General features: G+C 65.9%; 17 protein-coding genes and 1 tRNA gene. 16 read left to right on the top strand and 2 right to left on the bottom strand.

The window, feature by feature from the left end; translation table 11 throughout:
* The 16 genes from ACREBX_RS10150 to ACREBX_RS10075 all read left to right on the top strand — a co-directional run bounded on the left by ACREBX_RS10150 (window position 1) and on the right by ACREBX_RS10075 (window position 16353).
* Window positions 1–1044: a P-loop NTPase gene (locus ACREBX_RS10150; protein ID WP_431561621.1), complete on the top strand. Its 1044-nt coding sequence runs from the start codon at window positions 1–3 to the stop codon at window positions 1042–1044.
* Window positions 1044–2792, top strand: a complete 1749-nt coding sequence (locus tag ACREBX_RS10145; protein WP_431561620.1) for a hypothetical protein — start codon at window positions 1044–1046, stop codon at window positions 2790–2792. The genes ACREBX_RS10150 and ACREBX_RS10145 overlap by 1 nt, the downstream gene beginning before the upstream one ends.
* A 22-nt stretch (window positions 2793–2814) precedes the next feature.
* Window positions 2815–4098: an XrtA/PEP-CTERM system-associated ATPase gene (locus tag ACREBX_RS10140; RefSeq protein WP_431561619.1), complete on the top strand. Its 1284-nt coding sequence runs from the start codon at window positions 2815–2817 to the stop codon at window positions 4096–4098.
* A gap of 45 nt (window positions 4099–4143) precedes the next feature.
* A complete protein-coding gene (locus ACREBX_RS10135; protein ID WP_431561618.1) occupies window positions 4144–5004 on the top strand; it encodes an XrtA system polysaccharide deacetylase in 861 nt (286 codons plus the stop codon).
* A gap of 38 nt (window positions 5005–5042) precedes the next feature.
* Window positions 5043–6068 carry a FemAB family XrtA/PEP-CTERM system-associated protein gene (locus ACREBX_RS10130; RefSeq protein WP_431561617.1) on the top strand — a complete coding sequence of 342 codons (1026 nt, stop codon included), beginning with the start codon at window positions 5043–5045 and terminating at the stop codon, window positions 6066–6068.
* 11 nt (window positions 6069–6079) lie between these two features.
* Window positions 6080–7285: a TIGR03087 family PEP-CTERM/XrtA system glycosyltransferase gene (locus tag ACREBX_RS10125; RefSeq protein WP_431561616.1), complete on the top strand. Its 1206-nt coding sequence runs from the start codon at window positions 6080–6082 to the stop codon at window positions 7283–7285.
* Entirely contained in the window at window positions 7282–8760 is a 1479-nt protein-coding gene (gene xrtA, locus ACREBX_RS10120; RefSeq protein WP_431561615.1) for an exosortase A, read from the top strand. The genes ACREBX_RS10125 and xrtA overlap by 4 nt, the downstream gene beginning before the upstream one ends.
* 13 nt (window positions 8761–8773) lie before the next feature.
* Window positions 8774–10669: an XrtA/PEP-CTERM system amidotransferase gene (locus ACREBX_RS10115; RefSeq protein WP_431561614.1), complete on the top strand. Its 1896-nt coding sequence runs from the start codon at window positions 8774–8776 to the stop codon at window positions 10667–10669.
* Window positions 10670–10977: 308 nt separating this feature from the next.
* On the top strand, window positions 10978–12174 hold the full coding sequence (locus tag ACREBX_RS10110; protein WP_431561613.1) for a GNAT family N-acetyltransferase: 1197 nt from the start codon (window positions 10978–10980) through the stop codon (window positions 12172–12174).
* On the top strand, window positions 12171–13037 hold the full coding sequence (locus ACREBX_RS10105) for a transcriptional regulator (protein WP_431561612.1): 867 nt from the start codon (window positions 12171–12173) through the stop codon (window positions 13035–13037). The genes ACREBX_RS10110 and ACREBX_RS10105 overlap by 4 nt, the downstream gene beginning before the upstream one ends.
* Before the next feature lie 83 nt (window positions 13038–13120).
* Complete coding sequence (gene infA, locus ACREBX_RS10100; RefSeq protein ID WP_010162480.1) at window positions 13121–13339, top strand: translation initiation factor IF-1; 219 nt, start codon at window positions 13121–13123, stop codon at window positions 13337–13339.
* 26 nt (window positions 13340–13365) lie between these two features.
* Window positions 13366–13938: a Maf family protein gene (locus tag ACREBX_RS10095; protein WP_431561611.1), complete on the top strand. Its 573-nt coding sequence runs from the start codon at window positions 13366–13368 to the stop codon at window positions 13936–13938.
* Entirely contained in the window at window positions 13931–14914 is a 984-nt protein-coding gene (locus ACREBX_RS10090; RefSeq protein WP_431561610.1) for a ribonuclease, read from the top strand. Before ACREBX_RS10095 ends, ACREBX_RS10090 begins: the two co-directional genes overlap by 8 nt.
* Window positions 14904–15098 (top strand): DNA gyrase inhibitor YacG, encoded by a 195-nt coding sequence (locus ACREBX_RS10085; RefSeq protein WP_248454014.1) that lies wholly within the window; start codon window positions 14904–14906, stop codon window positions 15096–15098. Before ACREBX_RS10090 ends, ACREBX_RS10085 begins: the two co-directional genes overlap by 11 nt.
* Window positions 15099–15193: 95 nt before the next feature.
* Window positions 15194–15269, top strand: a tRNA-Phe gene (locus tag ACREBX_RS10080).
* 97 nt (window positions 15270–15366) lie between these two features.
* Window positions 15367–16353, top strand: coding sequence for a hypothetical protein (locus ACREBX_RS10075; protein ID WP_431561609.1), 987 nt, complete (start codon window positions 15367–15369; stop codon window positions 16351–16353).
* Here ACREBX_RS10075 and ACREBX_RS10070 read toward each other — a convergent pair.
* Entirely contained in the window at window positions 16350–17867 is a 1518-nt protein-coding gene (locus tag ACREBX_RS10070; protein ID WP_431561608.1) for a lipopolysaccharide biosynthesis protein, read from the bottom strand. The genes ACREBX_RS10075 and ACREBX_RS10070 overlap by 4 nt on opposite strands.
* A 48-nt stretch (window positions 17868–17915) precedes the next feature.
* Complete coding sequence (locus ACREBX_RS10065; RefSeq protein WP_431561607.1) at window positions 17916–19637, bottom strand: sulfatase-like hydrolase/transferase; 1722 nt, start codon at window positions 19635–19637, stop codon at window positions 17916–17918.
* Window positions 19638–19762: the final 125 nt, after the last annotated feature.

Here is a 19762-nt window from a genome sequence, read left to right as displayed (position 1 = left end):
ATGAACGACCAACGCAAAGTCAAGCGCCCGCCCTCGCTCCTCGAACGCGCCGCCGACATGTTCGGCCTCGATCCCGCGGCCAATGCGCCGACGATCGACGTGTCGAAGCTGCCGCCCGAAACGCCCAAAAAGGCGAAACCGGCTGCGGCTGATCCGGTAACGGAAACCCCGCGCGCCGAAATCCTCGATCCTGTCGTCGAAGCTGCGCCTGTCGTCGAAGCGGCGCCGGCCGTCGAAGCCGCGCCCGCCGCACCCAAGCCGTCGCCGCGCAAGGACGTCGCCAAGGCGGCGCCGGCCATCGTTCCGTCGCGGCAGGGAACGATCGACCGTGCGCGCCTCGCGTCGCGCGGCATGATCGTGCCCGGTACGCCCGTCACCGGCATCTCCGAAGAATATCGCATCGTGAAGCGCGAGCTGATCCGCAATTTCGGCGGCGTCGGCAATCGCCCGATCCTGCCGCGCGGCCACCGCGTGCTGATCGCGTCGGCGAACCCGGGCGAGGGCAAGACCTTCTCGGCGGTCAATCTTGCGCTCAGCCTCGCGGTCGAGGCCGACCATGACGTGCTGCTGATCGACGCCGACATCGCCAAGCCGAGCGTGCTCGAAGCCTTGGGGCTCGACGATGGCCCCGGCCTGATGGACGCGCTCGCCGATCCGCATCTGCCGCTCGGCGATTGCCTGATCCAGACCGACATTCCGGGCCTGAAAGTCATGCCCGCGGGCACCGGGCATATGCACGATACCGAGCTCCTCGCCTCGGCGCGGACCGAGGCTTTGCTCGCGCAGCTCGAACAGGGCGCGCCGGGGCGCATCCTCATCATCGATTCGCCGCCGGTGCTCGCCGCGTCGCCCGCCGCGGTGCTCGCGGGGCATGTCGGGCAGACGATCATGGTCGTGCGCGCCGACGAAACGCTCGAATCCGCGCTGCGCGACGCGATCGGCCTGATGGGCGCGTGTCCGCACATCCAGCTGCTCCTCAACGGGGTCAAATTCTCGCCGGGCGGACGCCGCTTCGGGACTTATTACGGACAAGGAGGCGCGTGATGCGCACCACTTCCGATCTCTATCCTTCGTCTCAAGTTCGAAGGGCGTGGTCATACCGGCCTTTTGCTGCGTTCGCGGCCCTTTTGCTCGCGGGAACCGCGACGGGTGCGCACGCGCAATTTTCGGGCGATCCCGGAACGGGCAGCGGCAACCCGCCTTCGGCCGGCGCGCCGGCATCCGAAGGCCGTGCAGCGAAGCGCGCCGAAGGGCGCCGCGCGAAGCGCCAGGTCGACGTCAGCCCCTATCTCGAAGTCGATCAGGTGCTGACCGCCGACCTCAAGAACGGCGGCGACGTCCTCACCTATACGAACCTTGCGGTCGGCGTCGACGCCGCGATCGTGACGAACCGCGCCGAACTCGCCGGCACGCTGCGCTACGAACATCGCATCGGATGGAACGGCGGCCTTGGCGATTCCGACACGATCAGCGGCCTCGCCCGCGGCCGGATCGAGGCAGCGCGCGGCCTGAATCTCGAAGGCGGCGCGCTCGCGACGCGCTCGCGCGCTGACGGGCAGGGCGCCGACAGCGGCCTGTTCATCGGCGACGCCAGCAATGTCGCGAACCTCTATTCGGTGTACGCCGGTCCGACCTTCGCCCGCCGCCTCGGCGGGCTCGACGTCGGGGCGGGCTATCGCTTTGGCTATACCAAGGTCGACGTCGACGAGCCGGCGATCCTGTCGCCCGGTTCGCAGCCGCAGGATATTTTCGACAGCTCGACCAACCATGTCGCCTGGGCCAGCGTCGGCGCGCGGCCGGGCGACCTGCCGTTCGGCTGGCAGGTGTCGGGCGGTTACGAACGCGAGGACGCCAGTCAGCTCGATCAGCGGTTCGAGGGCAAATATGCCCGCGCCGACGTGACGGTGCCGATCGGCCCGACGGTCGCGTTGCTCGGCGGCGTCGGTTACGAGGATATTGAGATCGGGCAGCGCAATCCGGTGGTCGACGCCAATGGTGTCCCGGTTCGCGATGCGAACGGCCGTTTCATCACCGACAAATCGACCCCGCGTCAGCTGTCTTTCGACACCGACGGGCTGATCTGGGACGCCGGCGTGATGTGGCAGCCCAGCCGCCGCACCTCGCTGACCGCGCGCGTCGGGCGCCGTTACGGCGACACCATCTACACCGGCAGCTTCACCTATCGCGCCGATCACGCGACCTCGATCCAGGTTGGCGTCTACGACGGATTGTCCAGCCTTGGCCGCGGCTTGTCGAGCGGACTTGCCGCGCTGCCGACGCAGTTCGACCCGACGCGCAACCCGATCGGCGGTGCGATCAACCCGTGCGTCTTTGGGCAACAGGGCGGCGGCTGCCTCAACAACCAGCTCGGCAACGCGACCTCGGCGCAATATCGCAGCCGCGGCGTGCAGGCGACGCTGTCGTCGCGCTTCGCCGGCTGGAGCTACGGCGTCGGCCTCGGTTACGACCAGCGCAAGCTGCTCGCGCCCTTGCTGTCGCCGATCGCCAACCTCAACGGGATCAAGGACGAGAATTATTATCTCTTCGTGTCGGCGGCGCGCCAGCTCGACGTCGATTCCGACCTCTCCCTGTCGGGTTACGTCAATTATTTCGACAATGGCGCGCCGGGGGCGAGCGACGTTCAGTCGGCCGGCCTGACCACATCCTATTCGCGGCGCTTCTGGCGCGGTCTCACCGGGACCGCGGCGGCAAGCATCAACGCCTTCGACCAAGAAGGCTTCAACAGTCAGCTTATTGGATCAGCTTTGGTGGGACTGCGTTACAACTTCTGACCAGGCAACGGGAATTTTTGCGATGTACGATCAGTTCTATGGTTTCACCGGGCGTCCGTTCCAGCTGACGCCAGACCCGCATTTCTATTTCGAAAGCGGCACGCACCGCAAGGCGATGTCCTACCTCGGCTATGGCCTTGCGCAGGGCGAAGGCTTCATTGTCATCACCGGCGACGTCGGCGCGGGCAAGACGACGCTCGTCGGCCACCTGATGAACACGATCGACGCCAACCGCCTGACCGCGGTCAAGCTGGTGTCGACGCAGGTCGAGGGCGACGACCTTCTGCGTCTCGTCGCCGAACAGTTCGGCATCGAGTGGGAAGGGCAGAGCAAGGCCGAATTGCTGCGTTCGATGGAGCAATATCTGCGCGAACAGGCGCGCGCCGGCCGCCGCACGCTGTTGATCGTCGACGAGGGGCAGAACCTCGCGATCTCGGCGCTCGAAGAGCTGCGCATGCTCTCGAACTTCCAGCTTGGCGGTCACTCGCTGCTGCAAATCTTCCTGCTCGGCCAGCCCGAATTCCGTCAGACGCTCTTCCACTCGCCGGCGCTCGAACAGCTGCGCCAGCGCGTGATCGCGACGCACCACCTCGATCCGATGGAGCCCGAGGAGGTCGAACCCTATATCCTTCATCGTCTCGGCAAGGTCGGCTGGACGGGCAATCCCAGCTTCAGCCCCGACGCGTTCGAAGAAATCTTCGATTATAGCGAGGGCGTGCCGCGCAAGCTCAACGTGCTGGTCAGCCGCCTGCTGCTTTATGGCGCGGTCGAGCAGATGAACCGTATCACCGCGCAGAATGTGCGCTCGGTCGTCGCCGAGATCGAGGCCGATCGCGGCATCGACGCGACGACGCTCGCACCGCTGCCCGTCGACCAGATCGTTGCGGCGGCCGCTGTGGCCGTGGCACCGACCCCCGCGCCCTTCGCCGTTCCGACGCCCGCGAATGAAGCGCCGCTCGAATGGCCGCAGCGTGCCGCCGAGCCCGCCGCCGATGGACGTCCGCCCTTCGCCGCGCCCGCCGAACCGGCGCGCGTCGTCACGCTGACCCCGCCCAAGCCGGCGGAGCCCGAGGCCGAGGTTCTGGAACTTGCGCCCGAAGCCGCGGCCGAAGCAGCCGCTCCGGCGGCACCCGCGATCGATCCCGAACATCTGGCGGCGCTGGAGGGACAGATCGCCTCGCTCGAAGCGCGGCTTATCGAACAGGATGCCGCGCTGCGCCGCGTGCTCGACCTCTTGATAGAATGGGTCGAGCGCGATCCGGACAATGCGCCGAACCCGGCCAATTCGCGGACCTGGGCCGCCTGACAGCCCGGCTATAATCCGCTATCGGGCTGATGAAGGTGAGGAAAAATGCAGAACGGCCTGTCGGTCGATGTCGAGGACTGGTTCCAGGTCGGCGCCTTTGAGCGCACGATCGACCGTGCCGACTGGCCGACGCTCGAATGCCGCGTCGAGGCCAACTGCGACGCGGTGCTGCGGATTTTCGCCGACGCCGGCGTCAAGGGCACCTTCTTCACCTTGGGCTGGGTGGCCGAACGCTATCCCGCGCTGATCAAGCGCATCGTCGCGGCGGGGCACGAACTCGCCAGCCACGGCTATGACCACAAGCGCGTGTTCCACATGACCGCCGACGAGTTCGCCGCCGACCTGAAGCAAACGCGGGCGATCCTCGAGGATCTGGGCGGGGTGGCGATCCGCGGCTATCGCGCGCCAAGCTTCTCGGTCGATACGCGCACGCCCTGGGCGCACGCGGTGCTGGCCGAACAGGGCTATTCCTATTCGTCGAGCGTCGCGCCGGTGGTCCACGACCATTATGGCTGGCCGCAAAGCCCGCGCCATGCGTGGCGCCCGCTGGCCGACAGCGACCTCGTCGAATGGCCGGTCACCACCGCGCGCTTTGCGGGGCGGACGTTGGCAGCGGGCGGCGGCGGCTTCATGCGGATGCTGCCCTATGGCTTCACGCGCTGGGCGATCGCGCGGATGAACGAGGAGGGCCATCCGGCGATCCTCTATTTCCATCCGTGGGAAATCGATCCCGGCCAGCCGCGCGTGGCGGACGCGCCGATCAGGTCGAAGATCCGCCATTACAGCGGCTTGTCGGCCATGGCTGGCAAGCTGAAAAAGCTGCTCGCCGATTTCGAATGGACCCGCGCCGACGCCTTGCTCCCCGCGCAGCAGCAACGCGCGCAGCCCTGGCGCGCTGCGGCGTGAATGCGCCAACGCTTCCCATGAAGGACGGCTTTTCGGGCATGCCCCTGTCCGATGCAGCGGCCTGGGACGCCTATATCGCCGCGCACCCGGATGCGACGCCGTTCCACACCCGAGCCTGGTGCGAGGCGATCACCAAAGCCACAGGCCATCGCTGCCATCTCGTTACCGCGCGCGACGCCGACGGCGCGCTGACCGGCCTCCTCCCGCTCCATCATATCCGTTCGCCGCTGTTCGGACAGGCGCTGGTCGGCAGCGGCTTCGCGGTCGATGGCGGCATCCTCGCCGACAATGCCGCCGTGGCTGCAACGCTGGCTGGGGGCGCAGCCGACCTGGCCCGATCGCTCGGCGTTCCATCGGTCGAACTGCGCGGTGGCCCGCTACCCGGGGGCGCGGGCTGGACCCGCGAGGAGGGCATCTACGCCGGCTTCGCACGCGACCTCGCCGCCGACGACGATGCCGAACTCCTCGCCATCCCGCGCAAACAGCGCGCCGAGGTCCGCAAGGCGTTCGAAAGCGGCCTCACCGTCACCACCGGCCGTTCCGAACAGGACCGCCGCGACCATTATCGCATCTATGCGACCAGCGTCCGCAACCTTGGCACTCCCGTTTTCCATAAATCATTGTTTTCATGTGTGATTGAAGCCTTCGGCGACGACGCCGACATCCTCAATGTGCGCAACGATAGCGAAGTTGTGGCAAGCATCCTCAGCCTCACGTGGCGCGGCACCGTCATGCCCTATTGGGGCGGCGGCACCGCCGATGCGCGCCGCCTGCGCGCCAATGAACTCATGTACTTCGCGCTGATGCGCCATGCACGGGCGAAGGGCTGCACCCGCTTCGATTTCGGCCGCTCCAAGCTTGGCACCGGACCCTTCGCCTACAAGAAAAATTGGGGATTCGAGCCGCAACCGCTGGTCTACGCGCGCTGGCTGGCGCCGGGTGAAACCGCGCGCGACACCAATCCGAACAGCGCCAAATACCGGCTGCAGGTCGATCTTTGGAAGAAGCTGCCCCTATGGGCAGCGAACCGGATCGGCCCGCCGATCGCGCGTGGGCTGGGTTAGGGGCTCGGCTAGTGCCCGAAATCCTGTTTCTCGTTCACCGCGCACCCTGGCCCCCCGACCGCGGCGACCGGATCCGCAGCTGGCACATGTTCGAGGCGCTGGCGAAGCTCGCGCCGGTGCACGTTGCGGCGCTCGCCGACAATGCGGAAGAGGCCGCTGTGGCGCGCGCGAAGATGGCACCGCTTTGCAAGAGTTTGGTGATCGAAGTGCGCCATGCGTCGCGCCCGCTGACGCTTGCGCAGGCAATCCTGCACGGCGAGCCGGTCTCGAACCGCCTGTTTCGCAGCGCCGCGCTGGCGCGCCATGTCGATGCGCTCATCGGGCGGGGCGACGTCAGCCATATCGTCGCATTCTCCGGCCAGATGGCGCAATATCTGCCCGCCCGCTTCGATGGCCCGGTGCTGATGGATTTTGTCGACGTCGATTCGGCCAAATTCGCGACTTATGCCGAACAGGACAAACGCCAGCCGCTGAATTGGGTGCACAAACGCGAGGCTCGCGTTCTGGGCGCTTATGAGGTGGAGGTGGCACGCCGCGTCGATGTCAGCCTGTTCGTGAGCGAGGCCGAGGCGGCATTGTTTTGCAAGCAGAGCGAACTCGGCACCGACAAGGTTCGCGCGGTCGAGAATGGCATCGACACCGACCGGTTCGACCCGGCGATCCAGCTCGATGCGGTCGAAGCTGGCGAAGGACCGCTTGCCGTCTTCACCGGTCAGATGGATTACCGCCCCAATATCGACGCCGTGCGCTGGTTCGCAAATGACATCCTGCCGCTGATCCGTCAGCGCCACCTGCAAGCCAGCTTCGCAATCGTTGGCCGTGCACCGGCCGACGATGTGCGTGCGCTCGCAAAACTACCCGGTGTGACGGTGACCGGCGAGGTTCCCGACGTGCGGCCGTGGCTCGTCGCCGCCGATGCCGTGGTCGCGCCGCTGCTGCTCGCGCGGGGGGTGCAGAACAAGCTGCTCGAGGCGATGGCGATGGCGCGGCCCGTGGTCGCCAGCGCCGCCGCTGCCGAGGGGATCGATGCGACGCCGGGCGAGCATCTGCTCGTTGCCGACGACGCGGCCGCGATAGCCGATGCCGTGTGCTGGCTCTTCGACGACCGAGCCGGGGCGGCAAAGATGGGCCAAGCGGCGCGCGCGCGGATGATCGCGCGCTATGGCTGGGGGGCGCGTCTCGCGCCGCTCGGTGAACTGCTGGGACTGCCCGCGTGACGCCGTGGCAACGCCATCTTGCCGCGCTCGCGTTCTCGTCGGCGGCGATCTTCGCGATCTTCTGGCGTGAGGCCGCCGACGTGGCGGGTATCTGGTGGAACAGTTCGACCTTTACCCATTGCCTGCTGATCGTGCCGATGATCGGGTGGCTGGTATCGCAGCGCGTGGCGCTGCTGCGGCCGCTGACGCCGGTCTATTGGTGGCCTGCGCTCATATGGATGGCGGGGGCGGGGCTGGTGTGGCTGGTCGGTGAGGCCGCAGGGGTCGGACTGTTCCGCCAACTCGGCCTGGTCTTGATATTGCAGGGCGCCGTCGCGGCGACGCTCGGCGAAAAGCTCGTGCGCGCGCTGCTTTTTCCGCTTGGCTATGCCTTGCTGCTCGTACCGTTCGGCGAAGAACTGGTGCCGCTGCTCCAGACGCTCACCGCGCATATCAGCATGGCCCTGCTCCATCTGTCGGGCATCCCGGCGGACATGGAAGGCGTGTTCATCACTACACCCGCCGGTTTCTTCGAGGTTGCCGAAGCATGCTCGGGAGTCAATTTCCTGATCGCGATGCTCGCTTACGCGATATTTGCGGCGCATCTCTGTTTCCAGAGCTGGACGCGGCGGATCGTCTTCGTCGTGGCTGCGCTCGCGACGACGATCCTCGCCAATGCGCTACGCGCCTATGGTACGATGGTTGCGGCGGAAATCTGGGGGATCGAGGCGGCGGGCGGGATCGACCATATCTTCTATGGCTGGTTCTTCTTTGGTGCCGTGATCCTGCTCGTCATGCTTGTCGCGCGCCGCTGGTTCGACCGGCCGGCGAACGACGCCGCGGTCGATGTGCGCGGACTAGGGGGGGTGCCGCGCTTTGCCGGGTCAGCGAAAGCGGTGCTGCCGGTCGCACTCGCGGTTCCGTTGCTCTTTGCCGGTTGGGGGACGCTGGTCGGCGGACGCAGCGCACCCTTGCCCGATACGATGACGGTCGAAGCGCCGCCGGGCTGGGGCGAGGCGCGCGTCGAAACCGTGGAATGGCAGCCGCGCTTCGATGGCGCCGATCAACGGTTGCTGCGCCAGTTCGCCAACGACAGAGGGCAGGTGGTGACAGTCGCGATCGGCGGGTACGAGCGCCAGGCGGAGGGGCGTGAGGTCGTCGCTTTCGGGCAAGGCGCAATCGATCCCGACAGCAAATGGGCCTGGAGCGCCTCGGTGCCCGCGGTCGAGGGCGCGAAGACCGAGCGGCTGCTGCACCCCGGTCCGGTGCTGCGGGATGCCGCCACTTGGTACGTCGTTGGCGACGATGTCACTGGCGATCCGCGCCGCGCGAAGCTCGCGGGACTCAAGGCGCGGCTGCTCGGTGGCGACCCGCGCGCATTGTCGCTGATTATATCGAGCGAGGAGCGGCGCGGCGGCCGCAATGCGATAGAGGATTTCCTTTCCGCGTCGGGTGGAGCCAATGCAATGGCTGACCGCGCGCTGAAAACGCGTTAAGGGCGGTTCCTATATGTGTGGGATCGTCGGCATCTATCATTTGGAAACGGCGAAACCGGTCGACCCCGCACGCCTCCGCGCGATGCTCCAGCCAATGCAGCACCGCGGCCCCGACGGATCGGGCGAGTGGACCGCGCCCGGGGTCGGGCTTGGCCATCTTCGCCTCTCGATTATCGACATCGCAGGCAGCCCGCAACCGATGGCGAGCGACGACGAGCTCGTCACGCTCACTTACAATGGCGAAATCTATAATTTCCGCGAGCTGCGCGCCGAGCTTGAGGATCGCGGCCACCGTTTCCGTACCAGCGGCGATACCGAGGTCATCATCGCCGCTTGGCGCCAATGGGGTGTCGACTGCCTGTCGCGGCTCAACGGCATGTTCGCCTTTGCGATCCACGATCATCAGCGTGGGTGCCTGTTTCTGGCGCGCGACCGGTTGGGCGTGAAGCCGCTCCACCATGTTCGCCTGTCCGATGGATCTGTTGCCTTCGCATCCGAACTCAAGGGACTGCTGCGCAATCCGCTGCTACGGCAGGAAGCCAATCTGACAGCGATCGAGGATTTCCTCGCCTTCGGTTACGTCCCCGACGACAATTGCATCGTCGCAGGCGTCGAGAAGCTGCCCGCCGGCCACTATCTGATGCTCGAGCGCGGCAAGCCCGTGCCGGCACCGACGCGCTGGTGGGCCCCCGATTTTTCGAAGCGTATCCGCGCCAGCGAAGGCGAGGCGGCCGAGCATCTTGTCCAACTGATGCGCGCGGCGGTGACCGACCGTATGGTATCCGACGTGCCGCTCGGCGCCTTCCTCTCGGGAGGGGTCGACAGCAGCGCGGTCGTTGCACTGATGGCCGAGGCGAGCACAAAGGCGGTCAAGACCTGCACGATCGGGTTCGATCAGGCGGCGCTCGATGAAACCGCCTATGCCCAGCAGATCGCCGAGCGTTTCGCGACCGATCATCGCACGCGCACCGTGTCGTCGGGCGACTTCACGCTCGTCGACAAGATTGCCGATCATTTCGACGAACCCTTTGCCGATGCGAGCGCGCTCCCGACCTATCGGGTGTGCGAACTCGCCCGCGAAGAGGTGACGGTGGCGCTCTCGGGCGACGGCGCCGACGAGGCGTTCGCGGGATACCGGCGCCTTGTGTTCCAGCATCAGGAGGAGAAGCTGCGCGGGCTGATCCCCGGCTTCCTGCGCCGCGGCGTGCTCGGCCCGCTGTCGCATGTCTGGCCGCAGATGGACTGGGCGCCGCGCCCGCTCCGCGCCCGCGCGACGCTCGCCAGCCTGTCGAAGAGCGGGGCGGAGGGTTATGCCGAGGCGGTCGGGGTGACGGGAGTTGCACAACGCTCGCGCCTGTTCAACGATGCGGCGCATCATGCGCTCGGCGATCATGTTGCCGAGACGCGATACTGGAAGGCGATGGCCGAGGCGCCCGCGCGCGAGCCGCTCGATCGCGCCCAATATGCCGACCTGCAAATCTGGCTGCCCGGCGACATCCTGACCAAGACCGACCGGATGAGCATGGCGGTCAGCCTGGAGGCGCGCGAGCCGCTGCTCGATTACCGGTTGATCGAGTTCGCGGCGAGCCTGCCCGCGTCGATGCGCGTGAAGCGGGGGACGGGCAAGGCGATCATGAAGCAGGCGATGGAACGCTATCTACCGCATGACATCCTCTATCGGCCCAAGATGGGGTTTGTGACTCCGGTATCTCAGTGGTTTCGCGGCCCGCTCGTCGAGGCAGCGAAGGGCTTGGCGACCTCGTCGACGCTCGCGCGTTCGGGCTGGTTCGACATGGCCGAAATCGAACGCATCGTCGCCGCGCACCAGTCGGGCCGACGCGATCACGGCCGGCTGATCTGGCAATTTTTCATGCTGGAGAAGTCGCTGGCCAAGCTTTTTGGGATTTGATGCGGTCGTTTGAGACTATGCGGTTGTGATTGACCGCATTGGGGTGGGAAGTTGCCGATAAGATCCTCCCTGTCGCGCAGCGATGGGGAGGGGGACCGCTCGCGGAGCGAGTGGTGGAGGGGCCGCGAGGTCGGCGCCAAAAGCCCCTCCGTCAGCGCTTCGCGCTGCCACCTCCCCATGCCTGCGGCACAGGGAGGATCAAATGTCCGCAGCCCGTCGATTTTGTTCATATTGGTCCGGTAGTAGCGGGGACGGGCCTGGTTGATTTGCCACCCATCCTTAACGCTTGGCTGCTAGGCTCGCTGCCGATGACGGTGCATCCCGCCTTTTCTGCCGACGCCGCTGCGACACCCCTCGCCGACGCACCGCTCACGGTCCGCGTCGTCGATCCGCTGTCGCTGTCGGACGACCTCGCTGCGGCGTGGGACCGGCTGGCCGACGAGGCGAGCGAACCCAATCCCTTTGCCGAGCGCTGGTGTCTGCAATCGGCGCTGCACCTGCTCGATCCCGACCGCGAAGCACGCCTTGTCCTCGTGCGCGATGGCAGCGATGGGTCGGTGATTGGCATCATGCCGCTTGCGTCAGCGGCGCGTTATGGCCGCATACCGTTGCGGCACGTCACCGGCTGGACGCATCATAATCATTTTCACGGCGCACCGCTCGTGCGCGCAGGCTTCGAAAGCCTGTTCTGGTCGATCCTGCTCGCGTGGTGTGATGCGGCGCCGTGGGCGCGGACGCTCGTGCATTTCCCGCGGCTGACCGAGGACGGCCCGCTCCACCGCGCGCTGGTCGATGTCGCACGGATGCGCGGCGATGAGGCCGAGGTGGTGCACCGCGAGGAACGCGCGCTGCTCGAAAGCAATCTGTCACCAGAGGATTATTGGGACGCCGCGGTGCGCGCAAAGAAGCGCAAGGAGTTGCGGCGGCAGGCGAACCGGCTTGCCGAGCAGGGCACGGTGCAATTTCGCCGTTGGCGGCCGGGCGAGGCGATCGATCCGTGGATCGATGCCTTCCTCGACCTCGAGGCGCGGGGCTGGAAGGGACGCGCCAAATCAGCGCTCGCGAGCCAAAACGACACCCAGGCATGGTTCCGCGCGATCCTCACCGCGGCAGGCGATGCGGGCCGGCTCGACATGCGCTCGCTTGATCTCGGTGACCGCCCGCTCGCCATGCTCGTCAACTTCCTTTGCCCGCCCGGTGGCTTTTCGTTCAAGACCGCGTTCGACGAGGATTATGCCCGTTTCTCCCCCGGCGTGTTGCTGCAACAGGCGAACCTCGACCTGCTTTACGACCCGCACATCGCCTGGGTCGACAGCTGCGCCGCCCCCGGCCATCCGATGATCGACAGCGTCTGGCGCGAACGCCGCGCGCTGGTGTGGGTGAATGTTCCGCTGTCGGCAGCATCCGACCGGTTCCGCTTTGCCCTGTTGACGAAGGCCGAGCGGTTCTGGCGGCGCTGGAAGGGTGCCGCGGCGCCGGAAAATGAAATGGAAAACCCGTCATGACCGCGCATCAGCCGATCACTCGCCCGGTATTCCCCGCCGAAACGCTGGAACGGATGGCGACGCTCTATCCGTTGCAGGCGGGGTTGCTGCACCATCATCTTCCCGACCATCCGCTGTTGTCGATCGAGGCACTCGCTCAGCTTGGCGAAAGCCTGCCCGCGAGCGAGGTCGAATATAATCCGGGCAATGTGCCGATCGGCATTCGGCCCGAAGATGTCCCGTCGAACGGCCTGTCGATCGGCGAGACGATCCGCACCATAGACAGCAACGGCAGCTGGGCCGTGCTCAAGAATATCGAGAATGTCGATGCCTATCGCACTTTGCTCATGGATATGCTCGCCGAGCTGAAATCGGTTGTCGAACCGCACACCGGCGCGATGCTGACGCCGCAGGGCTTCATCTTCATCTCGTCGCCGGGATCGATCACGCCGTTCCACTTCGATCCCGAGCATAATATCCTGCTGCAACTCAAGGGCGCGAAGGTGATGAACGTCTGGCCTTCGGGCGACGAACGCTTCGCGCACCGCCGCGAGCACGAACGCTACCACACCGGCGGCCACCGTAACCTGCCTTGGCAGGACGACTATCATGGCGATGCGCAACAGGTGCCGCTCGGCCCCGGCGACGCGGTGCTGGTGCCGGTGATGGCGCCGCATTTCGTCGCCAATGGCGATGCGCCGTCGATTTCGCTGTCGATCACCTGGCGCAGCGAGTGGAGCTATCGCGAATCCGAAGCGCACGCCGCCAATGCGACGCTGCGCCGCATGGGGCTTGACCCCGCGATGCCGCCGCGCTGGCCGAGCTATGCCTGGGTGAAGACGGTCGGCTGGCGCATCGCGCGCAGGCTCAAACTCGTCTCCTGAAACCGCTTGTGACAGATTGCTTTCAATTGGCACAAATTGGCGTTATGGGCCCGCATCCTTGATTTTGAGCCCATAGAGGACTGATGGCGAAAGAAGAACTTCTGGAAATGCGCGGCCAAGTGGTCGAACTGCTGCCCAACGCGATGTTTCGCGTCAAACTGGAAAATGACCACGAGATTCTGGGTCACACCGCCGGCAAGATGCGCAAGAACCGAATCCGCGTTCTGGTGGGCGACGAAGTGCTCGTCGAACTCACCCCGTATGACCTGACCAAGGGTCGGATCACCTATCGCTTCAAGTGAGCGGCGCGGCGAACTCTCCCGCGCCAATGTCGGCACTTGTGCTCGCTTCGACATCGCCGCGCCGGCGCGAATTGCTGGCGCGGATCGGCCTTGTGCCGGCGCGCATCGCCGCGCCTGAAATCGACGAGACACCGCTGAAGGCCGAGCTGCCGCGTGACTATGTCGCGCGGCTCGCCAAGGGCAAGGCGCTCGCCGTCGAGCGTGCGCCGGGCGAGGTCGTGCTCGCGGGCGATACCACCGTTGCGGTTGGCCGCCGTATATTGGAAAAGCCGGCCGACGAGGCCGATCTGCGCCGGATGCTCGGGCTGTTGTCGGGCCGACGGCACCATGTCTATTCCGGAATTTGCGTTGTCGGGACCGATGGAAAGGTCCGAGTGCGCGTCGTCGATACCGTCGTCGCTTTCAAGGCGCTGAGCGCCGCCGAGATCGACTGCTATGTCGAATCGGGCGAGGGCATGGGCAAGGCGGGCGGCTATGCGATCCAGGGCCGCGCCGAAACCTTCGTGCGTTTCCTGTCGGGCAGCCATTCGAACGTCGTCGGCCTGCCGCTGTTCGAAACGCGCACGCTGCTGACCAGCGCGGGGATCGCGCTTGGCTGAGTGGCTTTACGAAGCCGGAATCGGCGAAGCGCGCGCGGCGCTGGTCGAGGATGGCGCGATCGTCGAAGCGCGGATCGAGCGCGATGGCGAAGGACCGCCGGTTGGCACCGTGCAACATGCCCGGCTGATCGAGGCGGGGAAAAGGCCGCTGGTCATGCTCGACGGGTCCGGCGAGCCGCTTGTCTCGCTGGCCAAATTGCCGCCCGGAACCTCGATCGGTTCGCGGCTGAAGGTGGAAACCACGCGCACAGGGTTGATGGAGCGCGGCCGCGACAAGCTTGGGCGGGTGAAGATCGCCGATCCCGACGCGGCGGTGGGGCCCGGTCCCGACCTGCGCGCGCGGATCGCGATGACCGGGGTGAAGGTCGTCGATCTCGGGGCACCCGGACCCGACCGGTTGGAAGAGGCGGGCTGGTCGGAGATCGTCGGCCATGTGCGAAGCGGCCATTGGCCGTTTGGCGACGGCGCGCTGTGGGTCGACGCGACACCGGCGATGGTGCTGATCGACATCGACGGCGATGTTGACCCGCTCGCGCTGGCCAAGGCGGGCGCGGCAGCTGCTGTCAGAGTGATCCGCTGCTGCGACATCACGGGGTCGATCGGAATCGATTTTCCGTCGCTGGCAAGCCGGGCCGACCGGCTTGCGATCGATGCGCTGATCGACACGCTTTTGCCGCAGCCCTTCGAGCGCACCGCGATGAACGGGTTCGGCCTGATGCAGATCATCCGTCGCCGCGTACGGCCCTCGCTGATCGAACAGATACGGCTCGATCCCGTCGCCACCGACGGCGCCTTGTTGTTGCGGCAGGCGGAACGCGCGGTGGGAGCAGGGGTTTTGAAACTGACCGCGCGCCCTGCGGTCATCGATCATATCGGCGGCCAGCCGCTCTGGATCGAAATGCTGCAAAGACGTACAGGCCGGCCCGTCGAACTGATCGCCGACGCCCAGAGCAAAGGAATGGGCCATGCCCAATAAGACATCCGCAAAATCGCAGGCGTGCCCGCTGTGCGGCAAGCCGCGCGAGCCCGAATATAAGCCCTTTTGCAGCCGCGGCTGCCGTGATCGCGATCTCTTGACCTGGTTCGGCGAAGGGTATCGCGTACCGGCCGATCAGGCGCCCGACGGCACTGCCGAGGACGATCGTTTCGACGAAGGCTGACCCCGAAATCGAGCGTCACAAAGCCTCTGGACAGGATGCAAAGCCCTGCCTATAGCCGCCGCTCGCCAGCGCGACCGACCGGTCGCAGCGGCCGTGCCCGGGTAGCTCAGTTGGTAGAGCATGCGATTGAAAATCGCAGTGTCGGCGGTTCGACCCCGTCCCCGGGCACCACTTTCCTCCTTCCGGATATGTCGCGTACCGCACGCTGATCGCTATCGCCCGCAAACACCCGAATATCGCCGGCAAGAAACGTCCTGAAAGGACGCAAATGCGTGGATTTTCGTCTCTACCAATGGGTTGTCGTGCGTGTTACTGCCGCGCCATGAACAGGATCGTGAACAAACTCAACCGGTTGTGGAAGGAACGCGCGCACCGCGCTGCGGCAGGTGCGGTGCTGGATACACCCCCGGTCGTGCCCGCCGACGACGGACTGGTCCTGTTTTCCATGATCGGCACGCGGGTTCTGCTGCCGTATCTGGTCGCGGTTAAATCGCTGCACGCGCAGCTTCGCAAAGGGCGCATCGTCATCCTCGACGACGGTACATTAACCGACGCCGACCGGCAAATACTGGCGACGCACCTTGGAAAACCGCACATCGTGTCGGTCGCGGATATTGATACCGCCCCTTGTCCGCGCGGCCAGGTCTGGGAACGACTCCTCACGCTTCTGGACATGCGGGCAAGCGATTATGTGATCCAGCTTGATTCGGACACGATAACGCTGGGCGACGTGCCGGAGATCGCCGCCGCGATCATGCAAAATCGCAGCTTCACATTGCGTGGTGATCCGGATTCCCAGCTGTTGTCCTTTGCCGAAATGGCGGCAAAGTCCGATGACGACGAATTTCTCTACAATCCCGCGGCGCACGTGCAGGGTGCGATCGAATGTGGTCTCGACCGCGTTTCGCTGCCCACGCTCACGAACGCGCTCTACGTGCGGGGATGTGCGGGCTTTGCCGGTTTCGCGCGTGGCGGCGACGGTCGCGCGCTCGCAGAGGCATTTTCACGCGAGGCGGAACGGTTGCTCGGAGCGGAGCGCTGGGCGCGATGGGGCAGCGAACAGGTGACCTCGAACATCGTCATCGCCAACGAACCCGATCCGTTGCTGCTGCCTTACGATCATTATCTCAACTTCTGGGATGAAGGCGTGCCGTCCGACGCACGGTTCGTCCATTTCATCGGCAGCTATCGCTTTAGCGGCAACGCCTATATCGACGCGACGCGTACAGCGATCGCGGCGCTGGGTCGGGCCTAGGCGACGACCGGGGCGACCGGCATGCGTCGTCCGCGCACCAGTTCGATCAGGTCCCGCACCGTCTCGCGCGCGAACAGCGCCAGCCACAGGCAATAGATCGGCCCCCCGGTTGCGACGAGCACCGCCAGTCGCATGGGCTCAGGCAGCGCGGGCAGCATGCGATCGACCAGCATCACCACTGCGGCCATGGCCGTGGCGGCGAGAACCGGCGGCGCCACCGCGCGCAACAGCTCGCTCGCCCGGATGCCGATAACGGGCAAGCTCCGGACGGCGGCAAAGGCGAGCAGCAACGGATAGGCGATCAGCCAGGCCCATGCGATGCCGATGATTCCCCACTGCGCGCCGACCAGAAATACGACCGGCATCAGCAGCGCCCCTGCCGCGGCATTGCCCGACGCGATACCCGGGCGGCCGAGCGCGTCGGTTGCGGGGCGAAGCAGGGTGAACAAGGTCCAGAAGGGCATGGCGAGCGCCAGCGGCAGCAGCAGCGGCACGATCTCGCGCCATTTGCCGCCGAGCAGGGTAAGAACGAGCGGTTCCGCCACCGCGGCGAGGCCGAAGAAGAACGGCATGGCTGCGACCATGATGGCGCGCGTCGAGCGCGTGAAGCCGGCGGCCAGCGCCACGCGGTCGTTCTGCATTCGTGAATAGGCGGCAAAGGCCACCTCGTTGAGCGGCGGCACGACCTTGTTGTTGAAGATCTGCGTCAGCAGCAGCGCCGTTGTATAGATGCCGACCAGATGCGCCTCGAACCAGCGGCCGGCGACCAATATGTCCGCCTGGCTCTGGACGAAGCCGAAAAACTGCGCGACCGCGATCAGCCCGCCATAGCGCGCGATCGAACCCGCGCCGCGGAAGTCGAAGCTGGGCCACATCCAGCTGCGCGCCGCGATCGTCAGGCCCAAGGCCCGCGTCGCGAACATGGCGATCGGCGCCCAGACCAGCGCCCACACGCCCCAGCCGGCCAGCGCGCCACCGAGCGCCACGCCCGCGCCGATCAGCGCGGAGACGAGGTTGACTTGCGCCTGACGTTGAAACTCCAGCGAGCGTGCGAGCTGCGCATAGGCCAGCGCCGAGAAGGGGATGGTGAGATAGATCAGCGCCTGCACCCGTAGCAGATCGGCGACCATCGGTTGCCGATAATAGGCGGCCGCCAAGGGGGCGCAGGCAATCTGGGCCACCGCGAGCGCGCCGTTGAGCAGCAATAGGAGCCCGAAAATCTGCCTCAGCTCGTGCGTGGTAACCTCGTCGCGCTGGATCACGGCACTGGCGAGGCCGTAGCCGTTGAGCAGGTTAAGCAGCATCAACATCACCTGGGTGAGCGCAAACAGCCCATAATCTTCGGGCGTCAGGATCCGGATGACGAGGAAGGTGGAGGCCCATGCGACGATTTGCCCCGCAATCTGCGACCCGGAGCGCCAGATCACGGCGCGGCGGATCCTCTGACCGAAATCGGGTTCGGTTGCGGTATCCGGGACAAGTGCCGTTTCGGGGGGAGTGGAGGGACCTGACATGACGGCCAGACTAGCAACTATTCGTTGGCAAAGCATTGCACGCGCGTGTCATCGCGGCGCAGCGCCGCTTTTGCGCGCGGTATAGTCGCCAACCGGCGGCCGGGCCACCGATGCGCGCTCGACCTTGACCCATATCGGCTTGCGCCCCAGCCGCGCATTGAACAGGCTGTTGAACGTCGCCGGATCGGGGGCGTCGGAGTCGAGCGCTCGGCCATATTGGCGGCGCACCACCGCCCGATCATAGCCCATCGCATTCAGCAGCGTGGGAAAGATGCGATAGTGGCTCGAGGCATCGACATGGCGCTTCGCGGCGGTCTCCCAGCGGGCGGACGTGTCGATGACCACGAGGGGCACCGTGCCCTCCTCGCTGGCGGGCGACGGGCTGCAATGCGTGGTCGTTCCCGAATCGCGCCGCTCGTGCAGATTCTGCCCGTGATCGGACGTGTAGATGATCAGCGCCCCGTTGAGCCGGGCGCCGGCGAACAATCTGTCGAAGAAGCCGCCCACCGTCCATGTCACCGTGTTGCGATAGGCGTTGCGATAGAGACGCCAGCTTTCGGCGCCGCTGTACAGATTTTCCGGAAGCTGGGTTTCGGTCACGATGGCGGTTTCGTCGCGCGGCAGCGCGGGGCTGAAGATATGGGCGCTGTCGGGATATTTGTCGGCGACTGGGAAATGTGCGCCCATCTTGTTGACGAGGATGAATTCGCGCTGATCGTTGCCCAGCGCCGCAATCAGCGCATCCGCCGCAGCCATGTCGCGGTCGACGACGGGCGTATCGCCGAACTGGACAAAGCGATCGATCTGACGCCGCTCGGCATCGTCCATGCCGTTCTGATAGGCGTCGCCGGTCCGCTGCGCGTCGATGTAGATCGTCGCGAACCCGGCATGCTTCGCATAGGCGAAGATCGACGGCATCGTCGCATTGATCCGGTGATAGGCGTCGCGTGTTCCGCCATATCGAAGCGTCAGGTTGCTTCCGAAACTGCAATTGGCGATCGAGGCGGCGAGGCCGAAATTGCTGACGACGATGCCGGGCGGCGGCGATGCCAGGCCCGACCGGACGCCGGCGGCATCGTTGATGTCGAGGTATCGGCCGGCGATGCTTTCGTCGACGATCAAGACGATGTCGCCCCGATCCGGTTCTGGGCCATGCGCGATGGTTACCGTTTGGCGCGTCATCGACGGCTGGGTCGTGGCTTCGAATGCCGCGAGCGCCGAATAGGCGGTTCCGACCCAGGCGTTCGGCAGTCCGCGGCCGCCTTCACCCCCGCGCACGAACAGCAGGATGGTCAGCATCGCGAGGCCCGCCAGTGGCGCGAGCGCCGCGGCGGCGGCCGGCAAGCGCGTCCGTGCGCCCGGTTTCAGCCCGACGCCGATGAAAAGGAAGAATGCGCCGGCCGCGGCCCATGCGATCGAGGCGCCATATTGCGCCAAGGCGTCGTCGGCGAAACCCGCCGAATGGATCATGGTGACGAAGGCGTCGTAGCTCATCGCATCGGCCGTCGCATCCTGAAAGCTGCCGACGAGGATGGCGGCGAGCGCAAACACCATGGCCCAGCCCCAGCGCAACAGCGGGCTGCGGATGAAAGCCGCGCCCCACAGGCAGGCGACCAGACCGGCATACAGGCCGGCATAGAGCAGGAGAGGGGGTGACGGCCCCAGCATGGCAATCCGCGCGGCGACCCCGGGAAATTCAAAGGCCAGGCCGAATGCCAGCAGCAGTGTTTTGACCAGCGTGGTCGGGCTCGGCAAGGGCTGGGCCCGCATCGCTTGTCCTTCGTCTTCCGGGCCTGAGCTATTTGGCAGATTGCCTAATACACGTTTCGCATTTGACACATAAGTGTAACCAACTCGAACCTTCGCCGTAACGTAAACTGTTGCTTTTTAGTCAC

The organism is Sphingopyxis sp., assembly GCF_050725655.1.
Taxonomy (GTDB): Bacteria; Pseudomonadota; Alphaproteobacteria; order Sphingomonadales; family Sphingomonadaceae; genus Sphingopyxis.
The sequence above is the reverse complement of the archived record's forward strand: the minus strand, read 5'-3'. Positions and strand labels throughout refer to the sequence as shown.

Coding starts and splice junctions, on each gene's coding strand:
- ACREBX_RS10150 (WP_431561621.1), top strand. CDS start 1: ATGAACGACCAACGCAAAGTCAAGCGCCCGCCCTCGCTCCTCGAACGC.
- ACREBX_RS10145 (WP_431561620.1), top strand. CDS start 1,044: ATGCGCACCACTTCCGATCTCTATCCTTCGTCTCAAGTTCGAAGGGCG.
- ACREBX_RS10140 (WP_431561619.1), top strand. CDS start 2,815: ATGTACGATCAGTTCTATGGTTTCACCGGGCGTCCGTTCCAGCTGACG.
- ACREBX_RS10135 (WP_431561618.1), top strand. CDS start 4,144: ATGCAGAACGGCCTGTCGGTCGATGTCGAGGACTGGTTCCAGGTCGGC.
- ACREBX_RS10130 (WP_431561617.1), top strand. CDS start 5,043: ATGCCCCTGTCCGATGCAGCGGCCTGGGACGCCTATATCGCCGCGCAC.
- ACREBX_RS10115 (WP_431561614.1), top strand. CDS start 8,774: ATGTGTGGGATCGTCGGCATCTATCATTTGGAAACGGCGAAACCGGTC.
- ACREBX_RS10110 (WP_431561613.1), top strand. CDS start 10,978: ATGACGGTGCATCCCGCCTTTTCTGCCGACGCCGCTGCGACACCCCTC.
- ACREBX_RS10105 (WP_431561612.1), top strand. CDS start 12,171: ATGACCGCGCATCAGCCGATCACTCGCCCGGTATTCCCCGCCGAAACG.
- infA (WP_010162480.1), top strand. CDS start 13,121: ATGGCGAAAGAAGAACTTCTGGAAATGCGCGGCCAAGTGGTCGAACTG.
- ACREBX_RS10095 (WP_431561611.1), top strand. CDS start 13,366: ATGTCGGCACTTGTGCTCGCTTCGACATCGCCGCGCCGGCGCGAATTG.
- ACREBX_RS10085 (WP_248454014.1), top strand. CDS start 14,904: ATGCCCAATAAGACATCCGCAAAATCGCAGGCGTGCCCGCTGTGCGGC.
- ACREBX_RS10075 (WP_431561609.1), top strand. CDS start 15,367: ATGCGTGGATTTTCGTCTCTACCAATGGGTTGTCGTGCGTGTTACTGC.
- ACREBX_RS10070 (WP_431561608.1), bottom strand. CDS start 17,867: ATGTCAGGTCCCTCCACTCCCCCCGAAACGGCACTTGTCCCGGATACC.
- ACREBX_RS10065 (WP_431561607.1), bottom strand. CDS start 19,637: ATGCGGGCCCAGCCCTTGCCGAGCCCGACCACGCTGGTCAAAACACTG.